This window comes from Acinetobacter sp. NIPH 542 (genome assembly GCF_000369825.1).
GTDB lineage: Bacteria > Pseudomonadota > Gammaproteobacteria > Pseudomonadales > Moraxellaceae > Acinetobacter > Acinetobacter oleivorans.
In genome coordinates this window covers 1,049,936-1,067,565 of sequence record NZ_KB850206.1, presented here as the reverse complement: position 1 = coordinate 1,067,565, position 17,630 = coordinate 1,049,936, and the positions used below count along the sequence as shown (strand labels likewise).

Genomic DNA, 17,630 nt, shown 5'->3' with positions numbered 1-17,630 from the left:
TGTCTCAAGTTTCAGGAGTAACTATGGGCATGACTTTTACAGACATAGAAAATAAATCTGCAAAGCGCCTTATTGGTATTGCCGCAGTACTTTTTCTGCATCTTATTGTTGCCTATATTCTGATGTCAGGTTTAGCAAACAATATTCAAAAACCAGCAGAAAAACCTGTGGAATTACAAATTATTCAAGACATTAAACCACCTCCTCCACCTAAACCGGAGGAGCCAAAACCTAAGGAAAAACCACCTGAGCCACCTAAAATGGTAGAAAAAGTTGCCAAAGTTCCTGAGCCGCCTAAACAAGTAGAGAAAGTAGCGACACCGGTACAAAAAACGACACCAGTAGCTCAACCAACTAAAGTTGCTACTCCAGCTCCTGCTGCACCTAGCACCCCATCACCAAGCCCTGTTGCCGCACCAGCTCCAGTGGCAGCTGCCCCAGCTCCTAAACCAGCTGGCGTAACTCGCGGTGTTTCGGAAGGTTCTGCTGGCTGTGAAAAACCGGAATATCCTCGTGAAGCACTGATGAATGAAGAACAAGGTACGGTGCGTATACGTGTTTTGGTTGATACTTCAGGCAAAGTCATTGATGCCAAAGTAAAAAAATCAAGTGGCAGCAAAACCTTAGATAAAGCAGCAACTAAAGCTTACAGCTTATGTACATTCAAACCAGCAATGAAAGATGGTGTGCCTCAGCAAGACTGGTATGAAATTGAATATCCATTCGTAATTGAATAAACAATTGAATTAGTCAGAAATTAAAAAATATTGGAGATAATATGATGAAAAAATCAACTCAACCGCTAGTACGTTTCGCTTCTGCAAGTTTAATCGCAGCTTGCTCATTACTTCCATTAAACTCGGTTTTTGCAGAAGAAACGAGTAATACTCCTGTGGCAACAGCAACCGCTGAAGCTACTTCAAATGCAAATACTCCAACTCCACCACCGAAACCAGCAACAAGCGAAACTGTTAAAAACCCTTATGGTCTAGAAGCGCTTTGGCGTGAAGGAGACTTAGTCGCTAAATCTACCTTATTTATATTAGTACTGATGTCTATTGGCACGTGGTACATCATTATTTCAAAATTCTTACAACAAGCTAAAGTAAAACGACAAGGCAAAGAGGCAGAGAAAAGTTTTTGGGAAGCAACTTCATTAGATAATGCAGCTGATAATTTAGAACAAAGTAGCGCATATCGCTTTATTGCTGAAAAAGGCATTAACTCAACTAAATCGCACGGCGGCTCTTTACTTGAGCGAATCGATTTTAATACATGGGTGAGCATATCAATTCAACGTGCAATTGAAAAAATACAAAATCATTTAGGTGGTGGTTTAGCTTTCTTAGCAACCGTTGGATCAACGGCACCCTTTGTTGGTCTTTTTGGTACGGTTTGGGGAATTTATCACGCATTAACTGCCATCGGAATTTCAGGTCAGGCATCTATTGATAAAGTTGCTGGTCCTGTCGGTGAAGCTTTAATTATGACAGCTATTGGTCTTGCAGTCGCAGTACCCGCTGTACTTGGTTACAACTGGCTAACTCGCCGTAATAAAGCCGTTATGGAAAATGTTCGTTCATTTGGTTCAGATTTACACGCAGTTTTATTAAGCGGAGAAATTAGTACCAATAATTCGGTTAACCGCAGCATTAAATAACGAGGAGCAAACGTTATGGGTATGAGTGTTGGTTCTGAAGATGACGATGAAATGATTGGTGCAATTAATACGACGCCTCTGGTTGATGTCATGTTGGTTTTACTTATTATTTTTCTAATTACGATTCCGGTAGTTACACATACGGTTCCAGTGAAACTACCAGAAGAAAAAAATACGCCATATGCCACCACACCTGAAAATATTCAACTTTCTGTGAACAAGAAAGGAGATATTTTCTGGAATGAAAGTTATGTGCCTAATAAAGAAATATTGCTATCAAAGCTTCAAGCAGTTGCGCAAAAAAGGCCTCAGCCAGAAGTTCATATTCGTGGAGACCAGCTTACTCATTTTGAGGCGATAGATCAGGTCATTAGCACGACCAAACAAGCTGGTATTGGCAAAATTGCATTTGTTACTACCCCTCCAGCCTCCCAGTAATTATTTTAAGGAGAATTTTATGGGTATGAATGTCGGTTCAAATAATGATGACGATGTGATGTTAGAAGTTAACATGACGCCTCTTATTGATGTCATGTTAGTACTTATTATTATGTTCATTATTACCATCCCTGCACCAAACAATGCGATTAATATTAATTTGCCAAACGGCACACCGCCTCCAACAAATGAAAAGCCACCTGAAGTGATTGATGTAAGAATTGACGCAACAGGTAAAGTGTTTTGGAATAACCAGCAGGTTTCAGACCGCACCGCACTAGAGACTTTATTTCAAAGTGTGGTTGCCAAAAAAGATCAAGACCAGATCAAACTTAAACCAGATCAAATGGCTGAATATAAAAATGTAGCGATGGTCATGGCTACAGCACAGCGTTTAGGTGTCACCAAAATTGGAATTGTAAGCAGTAACTAATATTGCTTTTAAATCTATTCTATTACTTCATACGCTAACTGGAATTTTCAGTTAGCGTTTTTTTTTGAAGGGAAATATTCAACTCTAAAATAATATCTCCACATTCATCATATTCTCCAGTTTCTATAAAACCCAATTTTTTATAAAGTTTTCCAGCACAATGATTAGATGATTTATACATAGTTCGAATTCGTTTAGCTCCTTTTGTAAATATTTCATCAATTGCAATTTGCAATGCTTCGGTACCATAACCTTTAGCTTGATTATTTTTATCAATCATAAAACGAAATAACCAGAATAATGTCTCATCAGGTGGATCAATTTCGACGCAATACATTAAGAACCCAATGACGTCATTATTGAAACAGATCACTCTTGGACAGTAATGTTCTTCCACTTTAGACTCAGCAATAGAATAAACATTTGGTGCAACATAGTCTTTTTGAGATTCATCTAATGATAATTTTGCGCATAGAAGCCAATTCTCACGATCTAGACTTTTCAAATTAATCAAATTCAAAAATCCTTTAGAGATACATTTTCTTAGTTTAAGCAAAAAATATACCGAGAACAAAAAAAGCCTCCGAAGAGGCTTTTTTTATGACAGGTTAAAATTAGTCACCTGTATAACCTTTTAACTTTAAACGAGCAGCATGAAGTAACGGCTCAGTATAACCTGAAGGCTGTTCACAACCTTTAAAGATGAGGTCAGAAGCGGCTTGGAAAGCAATGTTAGTTTCAAAGTTAGCAGCCATTGGTTTATACAATGGGTCATTCGCATTTTGCTCATCAACAATTTTTGCCATGCGTTTAAGCACTTCTTCAACTTGTTCACGAGTCACAATACCGTGACGTAACCAGTTTGCAACGTGTTGAGAAGAAATACGTAATGTTGCACGGTCTTCCATTAAGCCCACATTGTTAATGTCAGGAACTTTCGAACAACCCACGCCTAAGTCAACCCAACGAACAACGTAACCTAAAATACCTTGGCAGTTATTTTCAAGCTCATTGTTGATTTCTTCTGCTGACCAGTTTGTTTCTGGTGCAAACGGAGGAGTCAACAAGTCATCTAATGACAACATTTCTTCAGCTTTCAACTGATCTTGACGTGCTTTAACATTCACTTGATGGTAATGCATCGCATGAAGTACTGCACCTGCCGGAGATGGAACCCAAGCACATGAAGCACCCGCATTTGGATGTGCAGCTTTGGTTGCCAACATATCTTTCATGCTATCTGGTTTTGGCCACATGCCTTTACCAATTTGTGCTTTACCTTGTAAACCAGTCTTCAAACCAATTGCAACGTTACGGTTTTCGTAAGCAGCAATCCATTTTTGTGTTTTTACGGCTTCTTTACGAACAACTGGTGCAGCTTCCATTGAAGTATGAATTTCATCACCAGTACGGTCCATGAAACCAGTATTAATAAAGATTGTGCGGTCTTTTGCAGCAGCAATACAGTTTTTCAAGTTTACAGATGTACGGCGCTCTTCATCCATAATACCGATTTTTAACGATTTAGGCGGTAAGCCAATCGCTTGTTCAGCACGTTCAAATAACTCTACAGCAAACGCAACTTCTTCTGGACCATGCATTTTTGGCTTAACAATATACATAGAACCTTTACGAGAGTTCTTGTTTTCGTTTTCACTACGAATGTCCGCAACTGACAACAATGGTGTTACCAAGGCATCCATAATACCTTCGAAAATCTCTTCACCATCTACTAAAATCGCTGGGTTAGTCATTAAATGGCCTACATTACGAAGTAACATAAGTGAACGACCATGAAGTTTCGTTGTACCACCAATTAAGTTTTTAATTTCGCGATCTTTATTTAAATCACGAACAATCGTTTTACCATTTTTCTCGATAGATTCTTGAAGCGTACCTTTCATTAAACCTAACCAGTTACGGTAACCTTCAACTTTTTCTTCAGCATCTACTGCCGCAACAGAATCTTCTAAATCCTGGATAGTAGTTACAGCCGCTTCGAATGTTAAGTCTTTAACACCCGCTAAATCAGTTTGACCAATTGGGCTAGATGTATCAATTTCGATAATGACATGAAGGCCATTACTTAAAAGAACAACTTCTGTAGGGTTCGCTTCTTCACCGTTGAAACCAACAAACTGAGCTTCATGAGCTAAACCTGTTTTTGAACCATCTTTCAAAGTCACAACAAGTTTATTTTGCTCAATCGCATACTTTGTCGCATCTGCATGTGAACCTTGCGCAAGTGGGAAAACTTCATTTAAGAAATTTTTAGCGAACTCAATTACTTTTGCACCACGTACAGGGTTATATCCTTTACCTTTTTCAGCTCCACCTTCTTCAGCAATTACATCGAAGCCGTAAAGTGCATCATATAAAGAGCCCCAACGAGCATTTGCTGCGTTTAAGCTATAACGAGCATTACGTACAGGTACAACTAACTGCGGCCCTGCCAATAATGCGATTTCTTCATCAACGTTTTCAGTTGTAATTTGAAAATCTTCAACTTCTGGCAATAAATAACCAATTTCAGTTAAGAACGCCTTATAAGCACCTAATTCAAATTTATTGTTACGGTGCCATTCATCAATTTTTGCTTGTAATTCATCACGCTTAGCCAATAATGCTTTATTTTTTGGGCTAAGATCGACAACAACTTGCTCAAAGTTCTTCCAGTAAGTTTCACTATCTAAACCAGAACCTGGTAAAGCTTCATTTTCGATAAAATCGTAAAGTTCTTTAGCAATCGCTAACTTGCCTTTTTGAATACGTGCAGTCATTGTCTTTCCTGAAGTTGCTACTTTTTATACCAAGAGAATCCTAGTATACCGATTTAAATTAAGCTGAATACTAATATCACATTCCTAAATAGTAAGCATTTTCCCTTGTAAAACTATTGACAAAGATAAATTTTTCTATATAGGAAATATTTAAATTCTAACTAGGATTCCCAACAATTTATTCAATATTTAAAGATACTGAAACTAGACTTTTTGTTAACAGACAAAAAATTCCACTATCTTATTTTTCTAAAGCGTATTTAGTTATATCAAACTTTGCAGCATGAAAAAGCACTATTTAACTAAATTTATCTATTTTTGTTGTAAAAAAAAGCGCCCTATAAAGAGCGCTTTTCATATCTATTTTTTATGCGTTTTTAGTTTCATCAATATGGCGATGTTCAGAATGCAAATATTCATCCGATTGCATTTCCAATAAACGCGAACGAGTACGCTCAATCTCAAAGGCTAATTTTTCACCTTGATAAATATCAATAATACTATCCTGCGAAGTTAAAAGTAACTTTACTCCACGATCATAAAACTCATCGACTAAGTAGATAAAACGACGTGTACCTTCAGACAAGAAATCTGTTAAATGCGGAACATTACTTACCAGAACCGTATTATAGATATTTGCAATTTCAATAAAATCTGCTGGGCTGCGTGGTTTAAAGCAAAGTTCAGAAAACTCACACCACAACACATCTTCTGTATGACCTAGAGTCTCGACCACACGATTATTAATCACAATCGGCTCTTGAGAATGAGCTTGTGTGTGAGTTAAAGCGCTAAAACGTTCCGCCATCCAGCTTTGGACTTCATTACTTAATGGAGATTTAAATAATTGAGCTTGTTTTAAGACACGTAAACGATAATCCACACCTGCATCTACGTTTAAAACAGTACAATTCTTTTTAACCATTTCAATTGTTGGCAAGAAACGGTCACGATGAATACCGTTTTTATATAAACCGTCTGGTGCAATGTTTGATGTAGCAATCAATGTCACGCCACGAACAAACAATTTTTGGAATAAATCACTCAAGATCATTGCATCAGTTACGTTTGATACAAAGAACTCATCAAAACAAATAACCACTGCATCTTTATAAATTTGGTCAGCCACAATTTCAAGTGGATTACGTTGACCAGAAAGCTTGTTTAATTCTTTATGGACATGTTGCATAAAATGATGAAAATGCATACGTGTTTTACGACGAAATGGCACTGACTCATAAAATTGATCCATAAGCCAAGTTTTTCCACGGCCTACTCCACCCCACATATAGACACCTTTAGGTGAGGTTTGGCGGCGAAAACGACGGAAAGCTTTTTTAGAGGCTTTATAACGGTTTAAAAGTTCTTTCCATACACGGTCTAATTCTTGCACTGCCTGTGCTTGCGCTTCATCTGCCATAAACTGGCCTGAAGCTAAAGCCTCAGCATAGCGTTCTGCTGGGGAAGAAGGTGAGAATGCAGTACTATGAGAAGATTTTAAATTTAACATATCGTTTTATTTCAATTTTAACTGATAGGAGTATAGCGAACATTTTGTTCAACCACATTAGCTTTTAGCATCAAGAATTACGACGATGACTCTTTGCCATATTGTCGAGGACTCTGTCCAAACCATCGTTTAAATGCATGATTAAATGCCGCTGGTTCAGAATAACCGAGTAAGTCGGCAATAACTTCTATTGAGTATTCTCTATATTCCATAAGCTTTAATGCCTTATTCTTGATAATTTGTTCACGAATTTGCTTATAACTCGTATTTAACTGTTGCAATTGATGCCTTAATGTCCTTTCAGGCATTTTCAATGCAAAAGCTGTTTCCGCCATGCTCGGGATAATTCCTTGTTGCAACTCAAGATAATCTTGCACACATTGTATGATATGTGGAGTTTGGTGATCTTGTTGATTTAATCTTGTTATTTCTGTAATACATTTTGATTCATAAATACGATGTGTAATGATGTCTGCAGAAGGAATTTTGATTTCAAGTACATCCTTGCTTAGGCTAAATGCTGCATATTTACCATTAAAGTGCACATCATCGCCATAGTATGCAAAATAGCGAGATAAGGTCTCTGAATCCGTTGGTTTTTCAAATGGAAGTTCTATACGCATAGCGGGCATTTCTAATCCCATCATCATATAAATATCTTGAATAAATTTATAAGTTCCTGAAACTTCACATTGTGCCCGTAACTGTCCCACTTGGGTTTTCAAATCAACAGGCAAATAATTTAAGATGGTGCGCTCATCCGTTTCATAAAGCCCTAAAGCACCAAACAAATGAGTAAGTCTTTGATATTTTATCCCTTTACTTAATGCAGTTTGAACATCATTACTTGTTACAAGCAACATAAGTAGTGGCCCGTAACCGGCCAAAGCATAATGCTGTCCAATGAATAGACCCTTTTCAGGCTCAACATTTTCACTAATAATTTGTTGTATATCCCATTCTAGGCGATCATGAATTGTGGAGCTCGGATCTAAAGCATCAACTTTAATTCCTATACCAGCCAAACGTGAGTCGACATCAATGCCCGCATTGCGCATTCCTTGAATTAAATACATTAAACCAAGTATCGACCGTTTCATTCTTCTATCAATTTCCCTAGACTCAAATGTTTTACTATAAAGAAGAAAGAAAATTAATTGCCGAATCTATCAATTTTCACGTCGATACAATCATGTTTAAACTGATCAAAAAACGTTAGTCTTGCCTGCAATCCTCTTTTCAGCTTATGCAGGGTTTCCAATGCTAAACACAAAGCAAAATGCTATTCAAAAAACTAAAATCGCTATTATTGGTGCTGGATTTGGTGGCCTAGCAATGGCAATTCGCTTACTGCAAAACCAACAGCAAGACTTTGTTATTTTAGAAAAATCAGACGATGTAGGTGGAACCTGGCGCGAAAACCGTTACCCTGGTGCAGCATGCGATGTTCAATCTCATATGTATTCTCTCTCGTTTGCCCCTAAAACAGACTGGTCGAAACGTTACGCTGAGGGACCTGAGATATTTGAATATATTCAAGATATTACAGAAAAATATAAGATTAAAAATTACTGTAAGTTCAACCACGATGTAACTCATGTCCAATATGATGAAATGCGTCATGTGTGGACTCTTGATTTTAAAAATCAGCCTTCGATTGAAGCTCAATTTGTTGTTTTTGCATCAGGCCCCCTACACATCCCACAAATCCCCCATATTCAAGGCATCGAAAAATTCAAAGGGAAAGTTTTTCATTCATCACAGTGGGAACATGACTATAACCTAAATGGTAAAGCAGTCGCATCTATTGGTACTGGTGGTAGCGCGATTCAATATATTCCAGAAATAGCTGGAGATGTTAAACAGCTCTATGTATTCCAAAGAACGGCAGCTTGGGTAATACCACGAGATGAACGGAAATACTCTCGTTTGAGTAAAACATTATTCAAATCTTCCAATCTTTATCGTCAAATTCATCGTAGTCGTCTTTATTGGAGTAATGAGTCACGCGTTGTACCCATTGTTCAACCCCAAATTATGAAATATGGTCAAAAGTTGGCAGAAGCTTTCATACGCTTCCAAGTGAAAGACAAAGAAGTAGCCAAGAAACTTACACCTGACTTTGTGATGGGATGTAAACGTATTCTTATTTCAAATAAATATTTCCCTACATTTAACCGTAAAAATGTTGAGCTAGTAACGGATAGTATTCAAGAAATTAAAGAAAATAGTATTGTCACTAAAGATGGTAAAGAACGACCTATTGATTGTTTAATTTATGGTACTGGTTTTATTACTGATCCACGTATTTACTTGAAACATTTCACTTGTATTGGACGCAATCAAGTTGAGTTAAAACAGGCGTGGAAAAATGGTGCAGAAAGTTATTACGGTATTATGACTAAAAACTTTCCTAATTTATTCCAATTAGTCGGCCCTAATACAGTATTAGGTCATAATTCGATTATTTTTATGATTGAATCTCAAGTAAATTACATTTTACAACTCATCCAACTTGTAGAAAAGTCTGGGCAAAAAGCAGTTGAGATTAAACCAGAAGTTCAAGATACTTTTAACGAACGGGTTCAAAATCAGCTTAAAGGAACTGTGTGGCAAGCTGGAGGTTGTAGTAGCTGGTATCAATCTGCCGACGGAAAAAACTTTTCACTATGGCCTACCTATACATGGAAGTACTGGTTAGAAACGCGCAAGGTTAATCCTAAAGATTATTTACTCTTAAATAAAAGCTCACAGAGCTATGCAGCTTAAAATGTTCAATACATAATAGGTGGGTTAAAACAATCCACCTATTATTATATGCAATCTTTTTATCTCATCATTCAAATTTTTTTAGCGCTCGCTTCCGGCTATTTTCTAGCACCCAAACTATCTTTAAATATCCAAAAGTTTATTTTTAAAATACTGCCCTATTTTTCTTATATTCTCTTAGCAAGTGTAGCTTTAGAATTAACACTAGCACTTGATCAAATTGAGAATCCTTCTGCCATACTTCCACCCGCTATTATTATTGCACTTACAACATCTTTTGGTTCTTTCTTTACCTGTTTATTGGCTTATACAATTTTTGATAAACAAAGTGTCAAAGGCAAAATTTCACTTCAACTTTTTGTAAATGCTTTAAAAAATATTGCAAAGGCCTTTCTTGCTTTAGGCGTCGGTGTTCTATTAGGAGCTATTGCCACTCAATTCAATTCACATATGGCCTTTAATAGTTGGTATTTATTATTACTATTTATTTTCTTAATTGGTATTGAACTTGCCTTCACTCATTTCAACCGTACGTGGTTAAGCTGGAAGATTTTAATTGTACCTTTGGCTGCATTTATCGGCTCATGTATAGCGGGCTTCTTTAACTACTTTTTGCTTAGCAAGCATTTTGCACTGAATGAGACGTTAGCATTAGCACAAGGTTATGGCTGGTATTCAATGTCAGGGATCTTATTTACGCAATTACACTCAGCAGAACTAGGTGGTATTGCATTATTAACTGATTTATTTAGAGAAATTGTGGCTATATTTTTAATGTATACAATGGGATGGCGTTTTCCACGCCCTGCTATCTCAAGTGCTGGCGCAACGTCAATGGATGTTACCTTAGCCATGGTAAAACAGTCATGTGGTACACATTATGTACCACATGCCATGATGAGCGGCTTATTATTAAGCCTACTCGCTCCGCTATTAATTAGCTTATTCCTAAATTTTTAAGCAATTGAAGTAAGAATAGACTTCAACATTTCTGTTGGATTTTCTGCTTTAGTAATTGGTCGACCAATAACCAAGTGTGTAGAACCATCAAGCATAGCCTGCTTCGGAGTCACAATACGTTTTTGGTCGTCCGCATTTGAACCTTCTGGGCGAATACCAGGTGTTACTAAAGAGAAGTCTTGTCCAATCAATTCACGTAGAATTTTAGCTTCTTGTGCAGAACAAACCACACCATCTAATCCACTTTCTTTAGTCAGTTTAGCTAAGCGTTTTACATGCTCTACTGGCTCAACATCTAGACCAATATCTTTTAAATCTTCACGGCCCATTGAAGTTAACACAGTAACCGCAATTAGTTGAGTTTGATAGTTACCTGCTTTTAAGCGTTCTACACAAGTTTCCATCATTTTACGACCACCTGAAGCATGGACGTTGACCATCCACACGCCTAAATCAGCTGCTGCACAAACAGCCTGAGCAGTAGTATTTGGAATATCATGAAATTTAAGATCAAGAAAAACTTCAAAGTTTTGTTCTTGAAGTTTTTTTACAACAGATGGGCCTTCATGAGTAAAAAGCTCTTTACCCACTTTTACACGACATAAAGTAGGATCAAGTTGTTCAACAATTTTTAAAGCGTCATATTGGCTTTTTGCATCTAACGCAACAATGATACTCAAGAGACTTTCTTCCATCATATAAAATCAGCATCATTATAATAGACAAGTCATCAAGTAATAAAGGAATGTATAAGGAAGGCTTTCAAATTTAGAGACAATAATGTTATGGGGACTTATTTTTAGAAAAATACAAAGGAGAACAGGCTAATAAATTGAGGAAAATACTACTCTTTACTCATTAATAAAGAGTAGTACGGGGATTATAGCGGAGTAGAGTTTTTATCTTGCGGATAAATATCTACAACGGTTTTTTCATGTCTTACATTCGCAGCGGCTTCTGCTGCTGCTAATTGAGCACTTTGGATTTGTTCTTTTCTTAAATGGTCAATATCTTTACGCAGGCGTTTAATTTCCCAACCTTTTTGAAATACTCTGAAAACCTGCACACCTAATAAAAGACCAACCACAGTTCCAAGCACCAATGTGAGTAGCAGTAATAAGCCTAAACGCATAGCTGGAACTTGGGTAAATAACAAATCAACAGAAAGTTCTGTTGGATTCTGCAAAACAAGTGCTAAAGAATAGCCAAATACAACAATAAGCAATGCAATTAAAATATAACGCATAGGCACCCCGCTTATAAATTTTTATTTATTTCCCGGATTCGTTGACTGCATCACGCAGTGCTTTACCGGGTTTGAAATGTGGAACAGCTTTAGCTGCCACTTCTACTGATCTTCCAGTTTTAGGATTACGACCAACTCTTGGATCACGGTGGTGTAAAGCAAAGCTACCGAAACCACGGATTTCAATTCGATTATCAGTTGATAGGGCCTCTATCATTTGATCAATCATAATTTTAACCGCCTCTTCCACCAAAGGTTCAGCTAAGTGTGGGTTTTTCAGCGCAATGCGTTCAATCAAATCAGACTTATTAAGAGCTTCAGTAGTCATCTACGACCTCGTTATTTATTGCTACTCTATGTCGTCTGATAATAACCTGTTTAAATACAAAACGGTAGCGCAGTATGTTGAATACTAGGCTACCGTTTACAGTAATTTGTATAAAAAGTACAATTCCGTTACATGAAACTGTACTTTGTTAACCTATTACTTCATTTGTGCTTTAATCAAATCACCAATAGTCTTAGGACCATTTTCTTGATTTGTTGTTGCTGTACGCAAGCTAGCAACTGCTTCTTTCTCTTCAGCTTCGTCTTTTGCTTTAACAGACAAGTTGATAGAGCGAGATTTACGATCAACGTTGATGATTTTCGCTTCAACTTCTTGACCAACTTCTAAGAATTTAGTTGCATCTTCAACGCGGTCACGGTTGATTTCAGAAGCTTTAAGAGTAGCTTCTACTTCGTCAGCCAACTTAACAGTTGCGCCACGAGCATCAACTGCAGTTACAGTACCTTTAACTAAAGCACCGCGTTCGTTAGCAGCTAAGAAATCATTGAACGGATCGCTGTTCAATTGCTTGATACCAAGGCTGATACGGTTACCTTCAGCGTCTACAGACAAGATAACAGCTTCAACAGTGTCACCTTTCTTGTAACGACGAATAGCTTCTTCACCTTGCTCATTCCAAGAAATATCAGACAAGTGTACTAAACCGTCGATACCGCCGTTCAAGCCAATGAAGATACCAAAGTCAGTGATAGACTTGATAGTACCAGATACTTTTTCGCCTTTCTCATGAGCTTTAGCAAACTCTTCCCATGGGTTAGCACGAGTTTGTTTGATACCAAGGCTGATACGACGACGTTCTTCGTCAACTTCAAGAACCATAACATCAACTTCATCACCAATCTGAACAACTTTAGATGGGTGGATGTTTTTGTTAGTGTGGTCCATTTCAGAAACGTGAACTAAACCTTCAACGCCTTCAGCGATTTCAGCGAAACAACCGTAGTCAGTTAAGTTAGTTACACGAGCTTTAACGATAGAACCTTTAGGGTAACGGCTCATGATCGCTAACCATGGATCTTCGCCTAATTGCTTAAGGCCTAAAGATACGCGGTTACGCTCACGGTCGAATTTAAGTACTTTAACAGTAACTTCTTGACCAACTTCAACAACTTCTGAAGGGTGTTTGATACGTTTCCAAGCCATATCTGTGATATGGAGAAGACCGTCAATACCGCCAAGATCAACGAATGCGCCGTAATCAGTAAGGTTTTTGATTGTACCTGTAACTGTTTGACCTTCTTCAAGTTGAGCAAGTAATGCTTCACGGTCAGCAGAAGATTCAGCTTCCATAACAGCACGACGAGATACAACAACGTTATTACGTTTAGCATCAAGTTTGATTACTTTAAACTCTAACTCTTTACCTTCAAGGTGAGTAGTGTCACGGATAGGACGAGTGTCAACTAATGAACCTGGTAAGAATGCACGAACAGGACCGATGTCAACAGTGAAACCGCCTTTAACTTTACCAGAGATAACACCAGTAACGATTTCGCCATCTTCAAAGATTTTTTCAAGTTTAGTCCAAGTTTCAGCACGCTTAGCTTTTTCACGTGATAAAACTGTTTGACCCATACCGTTGTCAAGAGCTTCAACAACTACGTCAACAGTATCACCAACCTGAACTTCAAGTTCACGTTGTTCATTTAAAAATTCAGCACGGTCAACAATGCCTTCAGACTTTAGGCCAGTGTCAACAGTTACCCAGTCGCTATCGATGTTTACAACAACACCTTGGATGACTGCACCCTTTTCAACGTTGAGGTTTAATTCACTTTCTTCAAAGAGGGCTGCAAAAGATTCGGTCATGATATACCTGATAAATTCAGCGGTCTTGGATCAGACAAGGCCGGTTTAGTTAAGTATCAACATAGTCTTTATAGACTGATCAAGCTATGCGTCAACTGATAATTCTATTTGCTAAATGGTACGGCTATCGACATAATCAACCATCAACTTAAATACCTGATCGATCGTTAATTCCGAACTATCAATGATATAAGCGTCTTTGGCTGGCTTGAGCGGAGCAACTTCTCGCTCCATATCTCTTTTGTCACGCGCCTGTATATTAGCTAAAATGTCGTTTATTTTAGCATCTAGGCCCATGCCCTGCAACTGTTTTACTCTTCGCTCAGCACGCGACTCAGCCGAAGCAGTCAGATAAATTTTTGCATTTGCTTCTGGAAAAATAGCTGTAGCCATATCACGGCCATCTGCAACTAAGCCAGGTTTTTGTGCAAAAGCTCTTTGTCTCTCAAATAATGCCTGTCTAAGTTCAGGAATTGCTGCAACTTTCGATGCATATTCACCCACACGTTCTGTACGAATTATTTGAGATACATCCTCACCATCTAGAAAAACTAGAATGCCCGCTGCGGAAGTTTCAAATTTAATATCCAATTGACGTGCATATTGAATACATTCGTCGAGCTGACTGTCTAATTTCTCTAATAAATCGTGTTTATGTAATGACAACCCCAATAAACGATATAAGGCACCAGAATCGAGTAAATGATATTGATAATATGCTGCAAGTTTTGCCGCCAATGTCCCTTTACCCGAACCACTCGGACCATCAATAGTAATAATTTGAACTGTCATTGAACTCTCACTAAGAAGCAACTGCTTTAGCTAATCTCGAAAAGCCTAGTGTAATGGCTAGTTTTAGCTGTGCAAGGATTAATTTACTTACCACTGGAGCTTTTGCCGTTAACTCGATGCGATATGTAACTAAAGTTATGTATGGGGTGATTTCAGAAAACTCGATTCGACCTAAATGGTGTTTAATCAAAGGATTGTCTATTAATTTATATTCAATGCTTTTATTTTCTTCAAGCAAGGTAATTTCTTCTTTGATTGGCTTGATTGGGCCAAACCCCATACGACGAACTGAACCTAAACCATCAGGTCTTTTAGAATCTGCTGAGTCTTTCACACGTACAACTTGCAATGGTGCAAAAGCAGTATTGTAAGTTGCATGTTTAGAAAGCAGATTAAACACGTCCCTAAGAGGAGCATTAAATTCTTTTTTTACGGTAATTACATTACGCATTGAATATTCCTTATCAAAAAATATGGCAATAAAATCGCGTTAGTTTGCCATAAGCTCGTGTTACTTTTTAATCATTTAAGGACGTTTTCTGTTGTTTTTCTTGTTTCTTTTGCTCGCGTCTTTGTTTAAAAAAATGACTGAGTTGTTGGGCACATTTCTCTTGTAAACAACCTTGTTGAAAGGTAAATCGATGATTGTAATAACCATCTTGTAGTAACTGACGAGCACTTACCAATGAACCTGCTTTAGGTTCTGTTGTACCAAAAACCACATGTTTGATTCTTGCATGTACTAATGCACCTACACACATTGTGCATGGCTCAAGAGTGACATATAAAGTCGCATCGTCAGGTAATCGATAATTATTTAATGATAAGCATGCTGCACGTATAGCTTGAATTTCTGCATGTGCAGTTGGGTCTAACAAACTAATTGGAGCATTATAGCCAGATCCAATCACTCGATTTTGGCTTACTACAATCGCACCGACAGGAATTTCACCCTGTTGTGCAGCTAATTCAGCTTGCTCGTAAGCAAGCTGCATCCAATATTCATCACTAAATTCAGTCATGTATTTAGGTGATCACACCGTGTTGTCTAAGTAACGCATTCCAGCTATCTATTGAAGTCACTGGCGGACAATCAACCAATATGCCTCTTAAGCTTAAGTCTTCACATGGTTTCCATTCTGGTGATAAATCTTTATCAACCAACCGTGCACGAACCCCTTCAACAAAGTCAGGATGACGAATTTTCCACTCAGAGATCTGAGCTTCAAGATCAAATACCTCATCCCAAGAATGTATCTGTTTACCCCATTGCCACAGCAACCAAGTGATTGCCGCAGTACTAGGAGATCCTTTCTGTAAGTTCTCACTCGCTTGGCGTAACCAATCACTGCTCGCATCACGCAAGCTCACAATAGCTTGATAATCTTGTTCAAAATTAAAACCGCGGCAAACGCTATGAATCACATCAAGTGAGTTTTGTAATGGACCTGCCGCAACCGGACGATGCAAACTATTTAAAGTATCATCAATTGCGCGGAAATCCCCAGCAGGATAATGAGCCCAATTAATATTTAAAACTTTTTGCAAAACATTATCACGCTGTGCTTCACAAATATGTGTTGCCCAACCAATGCTATATGCTCCAGCGGCTGTCATGATTGAACCAGTTAAACCAGTAAACAAGCCTATTGGACCACGATCTGCTAAGAAGCGGCTCGCCCCTACATCTGGATATAAACCAATATTAATCTCAGGCATTGCCAAACGAGAATATGGAGTTACTAGACGGAATGGAGCTGCCATAAACAGGCCCAACCCCCCACCCATAACATAGCCTTCGCCCCAAACAACTACAGGCTTAGCATAATTATGTAAGAGTAAATCCAAAGCATATTCTTGCTGGAAAAACTTATTCGCCGTGTCTACTTCTTGATTTATAACAAGTTGACGTAATTTTCTAACATCACCACCTGCACAAAAAGCTTTTGGTGTAGTTGAATCTAACCAAATTGCTTTAACGCTCTCATCATCACGGAAATCTTCAAATACTCGTAATAATGCCGTTACGATTGATTCATCTAAAGCATGCAATGATTTAGGACGATTCAAACGTACTATACGCCAGCCGTTTTTTGCTTCTTCGACCACCAAGTCCGGGTGATAGTTATTTAGATTGGGAGAGTTCATCATGCGTCCAATTGCCAGTCTATGGGCTCAATGCCATGTTGTTTCAAATATTGATTTGTTTTTGAGAACACTTTACATCCAAAAAAACCACCTCTGTTTGCAGCAAGGGGCGATGGATGTGCAGCGGTTAAAACCAAGTGTTTATCTCTATTTATACGTTGTCCTTTGCGCTGTGCATAAGCACCCCACAAAATAAATACTATATGTTCTCTTTGCTCATTCAGGACATCAATGACTTCATCAGTAAATGCTTCCCAACCTTGCTTTTGATGTGAGGTTGGCTGTCCAGCTTCAACAGTAAGCACACTGTTCAGTAAAAGTACGCCTTGCGTAGCCCATTTCGTTAAGTCGCCATGACGAGGAGCTGGAATACCCAAATCTGTATGTAATTCATGAAAAATATTACGTAAAGATGGTGGTAATGCAATACCTTTTTGAACGGAGAAACTTAATCCATTTGCTTGGTTTGGTCCATGATATGGATCTTGTCCAAGAATAACGACCTTCACATCAGCCAATGGTGTCGTATTTAGAGCACTAAAGATTTGTTTACTCGGCGGATATATTATTTTTTGTGCTTGCTTCTCTTGAAATAAGAAATCACGCAAATTATCCATTTGAGGACTTAACAAAAAAGGCGCTAAAGATATTTTCCAGCTTTCTTCTAATTGAACTTTACTGAGTTTATCTTGCTGTTGCTCAGTTAATTGCATTAATGTCATCCTAGATCAATTTT

General features: G+C 38.0%; 19 protein-coding genes. 6 read left to right on the top strand and 13 right to left on the bottom strand.

Going from position 1 to position 17,630, the window contains the following annotated elements; genetic code table 11:
- Positions 1-23 precede the first annotated feature (23 nt).
- The 4 genes from F886_RS10580 to F886_RS10565 are packed head-to-tail and all read left to right on the top strand — an operon-like array spanning position 24 to position 2,531.
- Positions 24-737: an energy transducer TonB gene (locus tag F886_RS10580; protein WP_005304763.1), complete on the top strand. Its 714-nt coding sequence runs from the start codon at positions 24-26 to the stop codon at positions 735-737.
- A gap of 41 nt (positions 738-778) precedes the next feature.
- Positions 779-1,660 carry a MotA/TolQ/ExbB proton channel family protein gene (locus F886_RS10575; protein WP_005304760.1) on the top strand — a complete coding sequence of 294 codons (882 nt, stop codon included), beginning with the start codon at positions 779-781 and terminating at the stop codon, positions 1,658-1,660.
- 15 nt (positions 1,661-1,675) lie between these two features.
- Positions 1,676-2,098: an ExbD/TolR family protein gene (locus F886_RS10570; protein WP_004792697.1), complete on the top strand. Its 423-nt coding sequence runs from the start codon at positions 1,676-1,678 to the stop codon at positions 2,096-2,098.
- 19 nt (positions 2,099-2,117) lie between these two features.
- On the top strand, positions 2,118-2,531 hold the full coding sequence (locus tag F886_RS10565) for an ExbD/TolR family protein (protein ID WP_005304757.1): 414 nt from the start codon (positions 2,118-2,120) through the stop codon (positions 2,529-2,531).
- Positions 2,532-2,565: 34 nt separating this feature from the next.
- On the opposite strand, the gene F886_RS10560 is transcribed toward F886_RS10565, so the two are convergent.
- From F886_RS10560 to F886_RS10545, 4 genes are all read right to left on the bottom strand, one after another.
- Complete coding sequence (locus F886_RS10560) at positions 2,566-3,045, bottom strand: GNAT family N-acetyltransferase (RefSeq protein ID WP_005304754.1); 480 nt, start codon at positions 3,043-3,045, stop codon at positions 2,566-2,568.
- A gap of 100 nt (positions 3,046-3,145) precedes the next feature.
- A complete protein-coding gene (locus F886_RS10555; RefSeq protein ID WP_005304751.1) occupies positions 3,146-5,311 on the bottom strand; it encodes a malate synthase G in 2,166 nt (721 codons plus the stop codon).
- A 367-nt stretch (positions 5,312-5,678) separates the two neighbouring features.
- Complete coding sequence (gene zapE / locus F886_RS10550; protein ID WP_005304748.1) at positions 5,679-6,821, bottom strand: cell division protein ZapE; 1,143 nt, start codon at positions 6,819-6,821, stop codon at positions 5,679-5,681.
- Positions 6,822-6,898: 77 nt separating this feature from the next.
- The gene (locus tag F886_RS10545; protein ID WP_013198070.1) at positions 6,899-7,921 is read right to left on the bottom strand and encodes an AraC family transcriptional regulator; all 1,023 of its coding nucleotides are present in this window, start codon (positions 7,919-7,921) and stop codon (positions 6,899-6,901) included.
- A 121-nt stretch (positions 7,922-8,042) separates the two neighbouring features.
- Here F886_RS10545 and F886_RS10540 point away from each other — a divergent pair, with 121 nt between their 5' ends.
- Together F886_RS10540 and F886_RS10535 are read left to right on the top strand one after the other, a co-directional pair.
- Entirely contained in the window at positions 8,043-9,590 is a 1,548-nt protein-coding gene (locus F886_RS10540; RefSeq protein ID WP_081402153.1) for a flavin-containing monooxygenase, read from the top strand.
- 48 nt (positions 9,591-9,638) lie between these two features.
- Positions 9,639-10,550 (top strand): LysO family transporter, encoded by a 912-nt coding sequence (locus F886_RS10535; RefSeq protein ID WP_005304743.1) that lies wholly within the window; start codon positions 9,639-9,641, stop codon positions 10,548-10,550.
- On the opposite strand, the gene pyrF is transcribed toward F886_RS10535, so the two are convergent.
- The 9 genes from pyrF to ung all read right to left on the bottom strand — a co-directional run bounded on the left by pyrF (position 10,547) and on the right by ung (position 17,607).
- Positions 10,547-11,245, bottom strand: coding sequence for an orotidine-5'-phosphate decarboxylase (gene pyrF, locus F886_RS10530; protein WP_034591309.1), 699 nt, complete (start codon positions 11,243-11,245; stop codon positions 10,547-10,549). The genes F886_RS10535 and pyrF overlap by 4 nt on opposite strands.
- 185 nt (positions 11,246-11,430) lie before the next feature.
- The gene (locus F886_RS10525) at positions 11,431-11,796 is read right to left on the bottom strand and encodes a lipopolysaccharide assembly protein LapA domain-containing protein (protein WP_002121360.1); all 366 of its coding nucleotides are present in this window, start codon (positions 11,794-11,796) and stop codon (positions 11,431-11,433) included.
- A 25-nt stretch (positions 11,797-11,821) separates the two neighbouring features.
- On the bottom strand, positions 11,822-12,124 hold the full coding sequence (locus F886_RS10520) for an integration host factor subunit beta (protein WP_003651488.1): 303 nt from the start codon (positions 12,122-12,124) through the stop codon (positions 11,822-11,824).
- A 156-nt stretch (positions 12,125-12,280) separates the two neighbouring features.
- Positions 12,281-13,954, bottom strand: a complete 1,674-nt coding sequence (gene rpsA / locus F886_RS10515) for a 30S ribosomal protein S1 (protein WP_004792715.1) — start codon at positions 13,952-13,954, stop codon at positions 12,281-12,283.
- 111 nt (positions 13,955-14,065) lie between these two features.
- A complete protein-coding gene (gene cmk / locus F886_RS10510; protein ID WP_005304738.1) occupies positions 14,066-14,746 on the bottom strand; it encodes a (d)CMP kinase in 681 nt (226 codons plus the stop codon).
- 10 nt (positions 14,747-14,756) lie between these two features.
- Positions 14,757-15,197 (bottom strand): SRPBCC family protein, encoded by a 441-nt coding sequence (locus tag F886_RS10505; protein ID WP_005304736.1) that lies wholly within the window; start codon positions 15,195-15,197, stop codon positions 14,757-14,759.
- Positions 15,198-15,264: 67 nt separating this feature from the next.
- Positions 15,265-15,768, bottom strand: a complete 504-nt coding sequence (gene tadA / locus F886_RS10500) for a tRNA adenosine(34) deaminase TadA (RefSeq protein ID WP_005304734.1) — start codon at positions 15,766-15,768, stop codon at positions 15,265-15,267.
- 4 nt (positions 15,769-15,772) lie between these two features.
- Positions 15,773-16,897 carry an enoyl-CoA hydratase/isomerase family protein gene (locus F886_RS10495; protein ID WP_081402152.1) on the bottom strand — a complete coding sequence of 375 codons (1,125 nt, stop codon included), beginning with the start codon at positions 16,895-16,897 and terminating at the stop codon, positions 15,773-15,775.
- The gene (gene ung, locus F886_RS10490) at positions 16,894-17,607 is read right to left on the bottom strand and encodes a uracil-DNA glycosylase (protein WP_005304723.1); all 714 of its coding nucleotides are present in this window, start codon (positions 17,605-17,607) and stop codon (positions 16,894-16,896) included. Before ung ends, F886_RS10495 begins: the two co-directional genes overlap by 4 nt.
- Between the last annotated feature and the right edge of the window lie 23 nt (positions 17,608-17,630).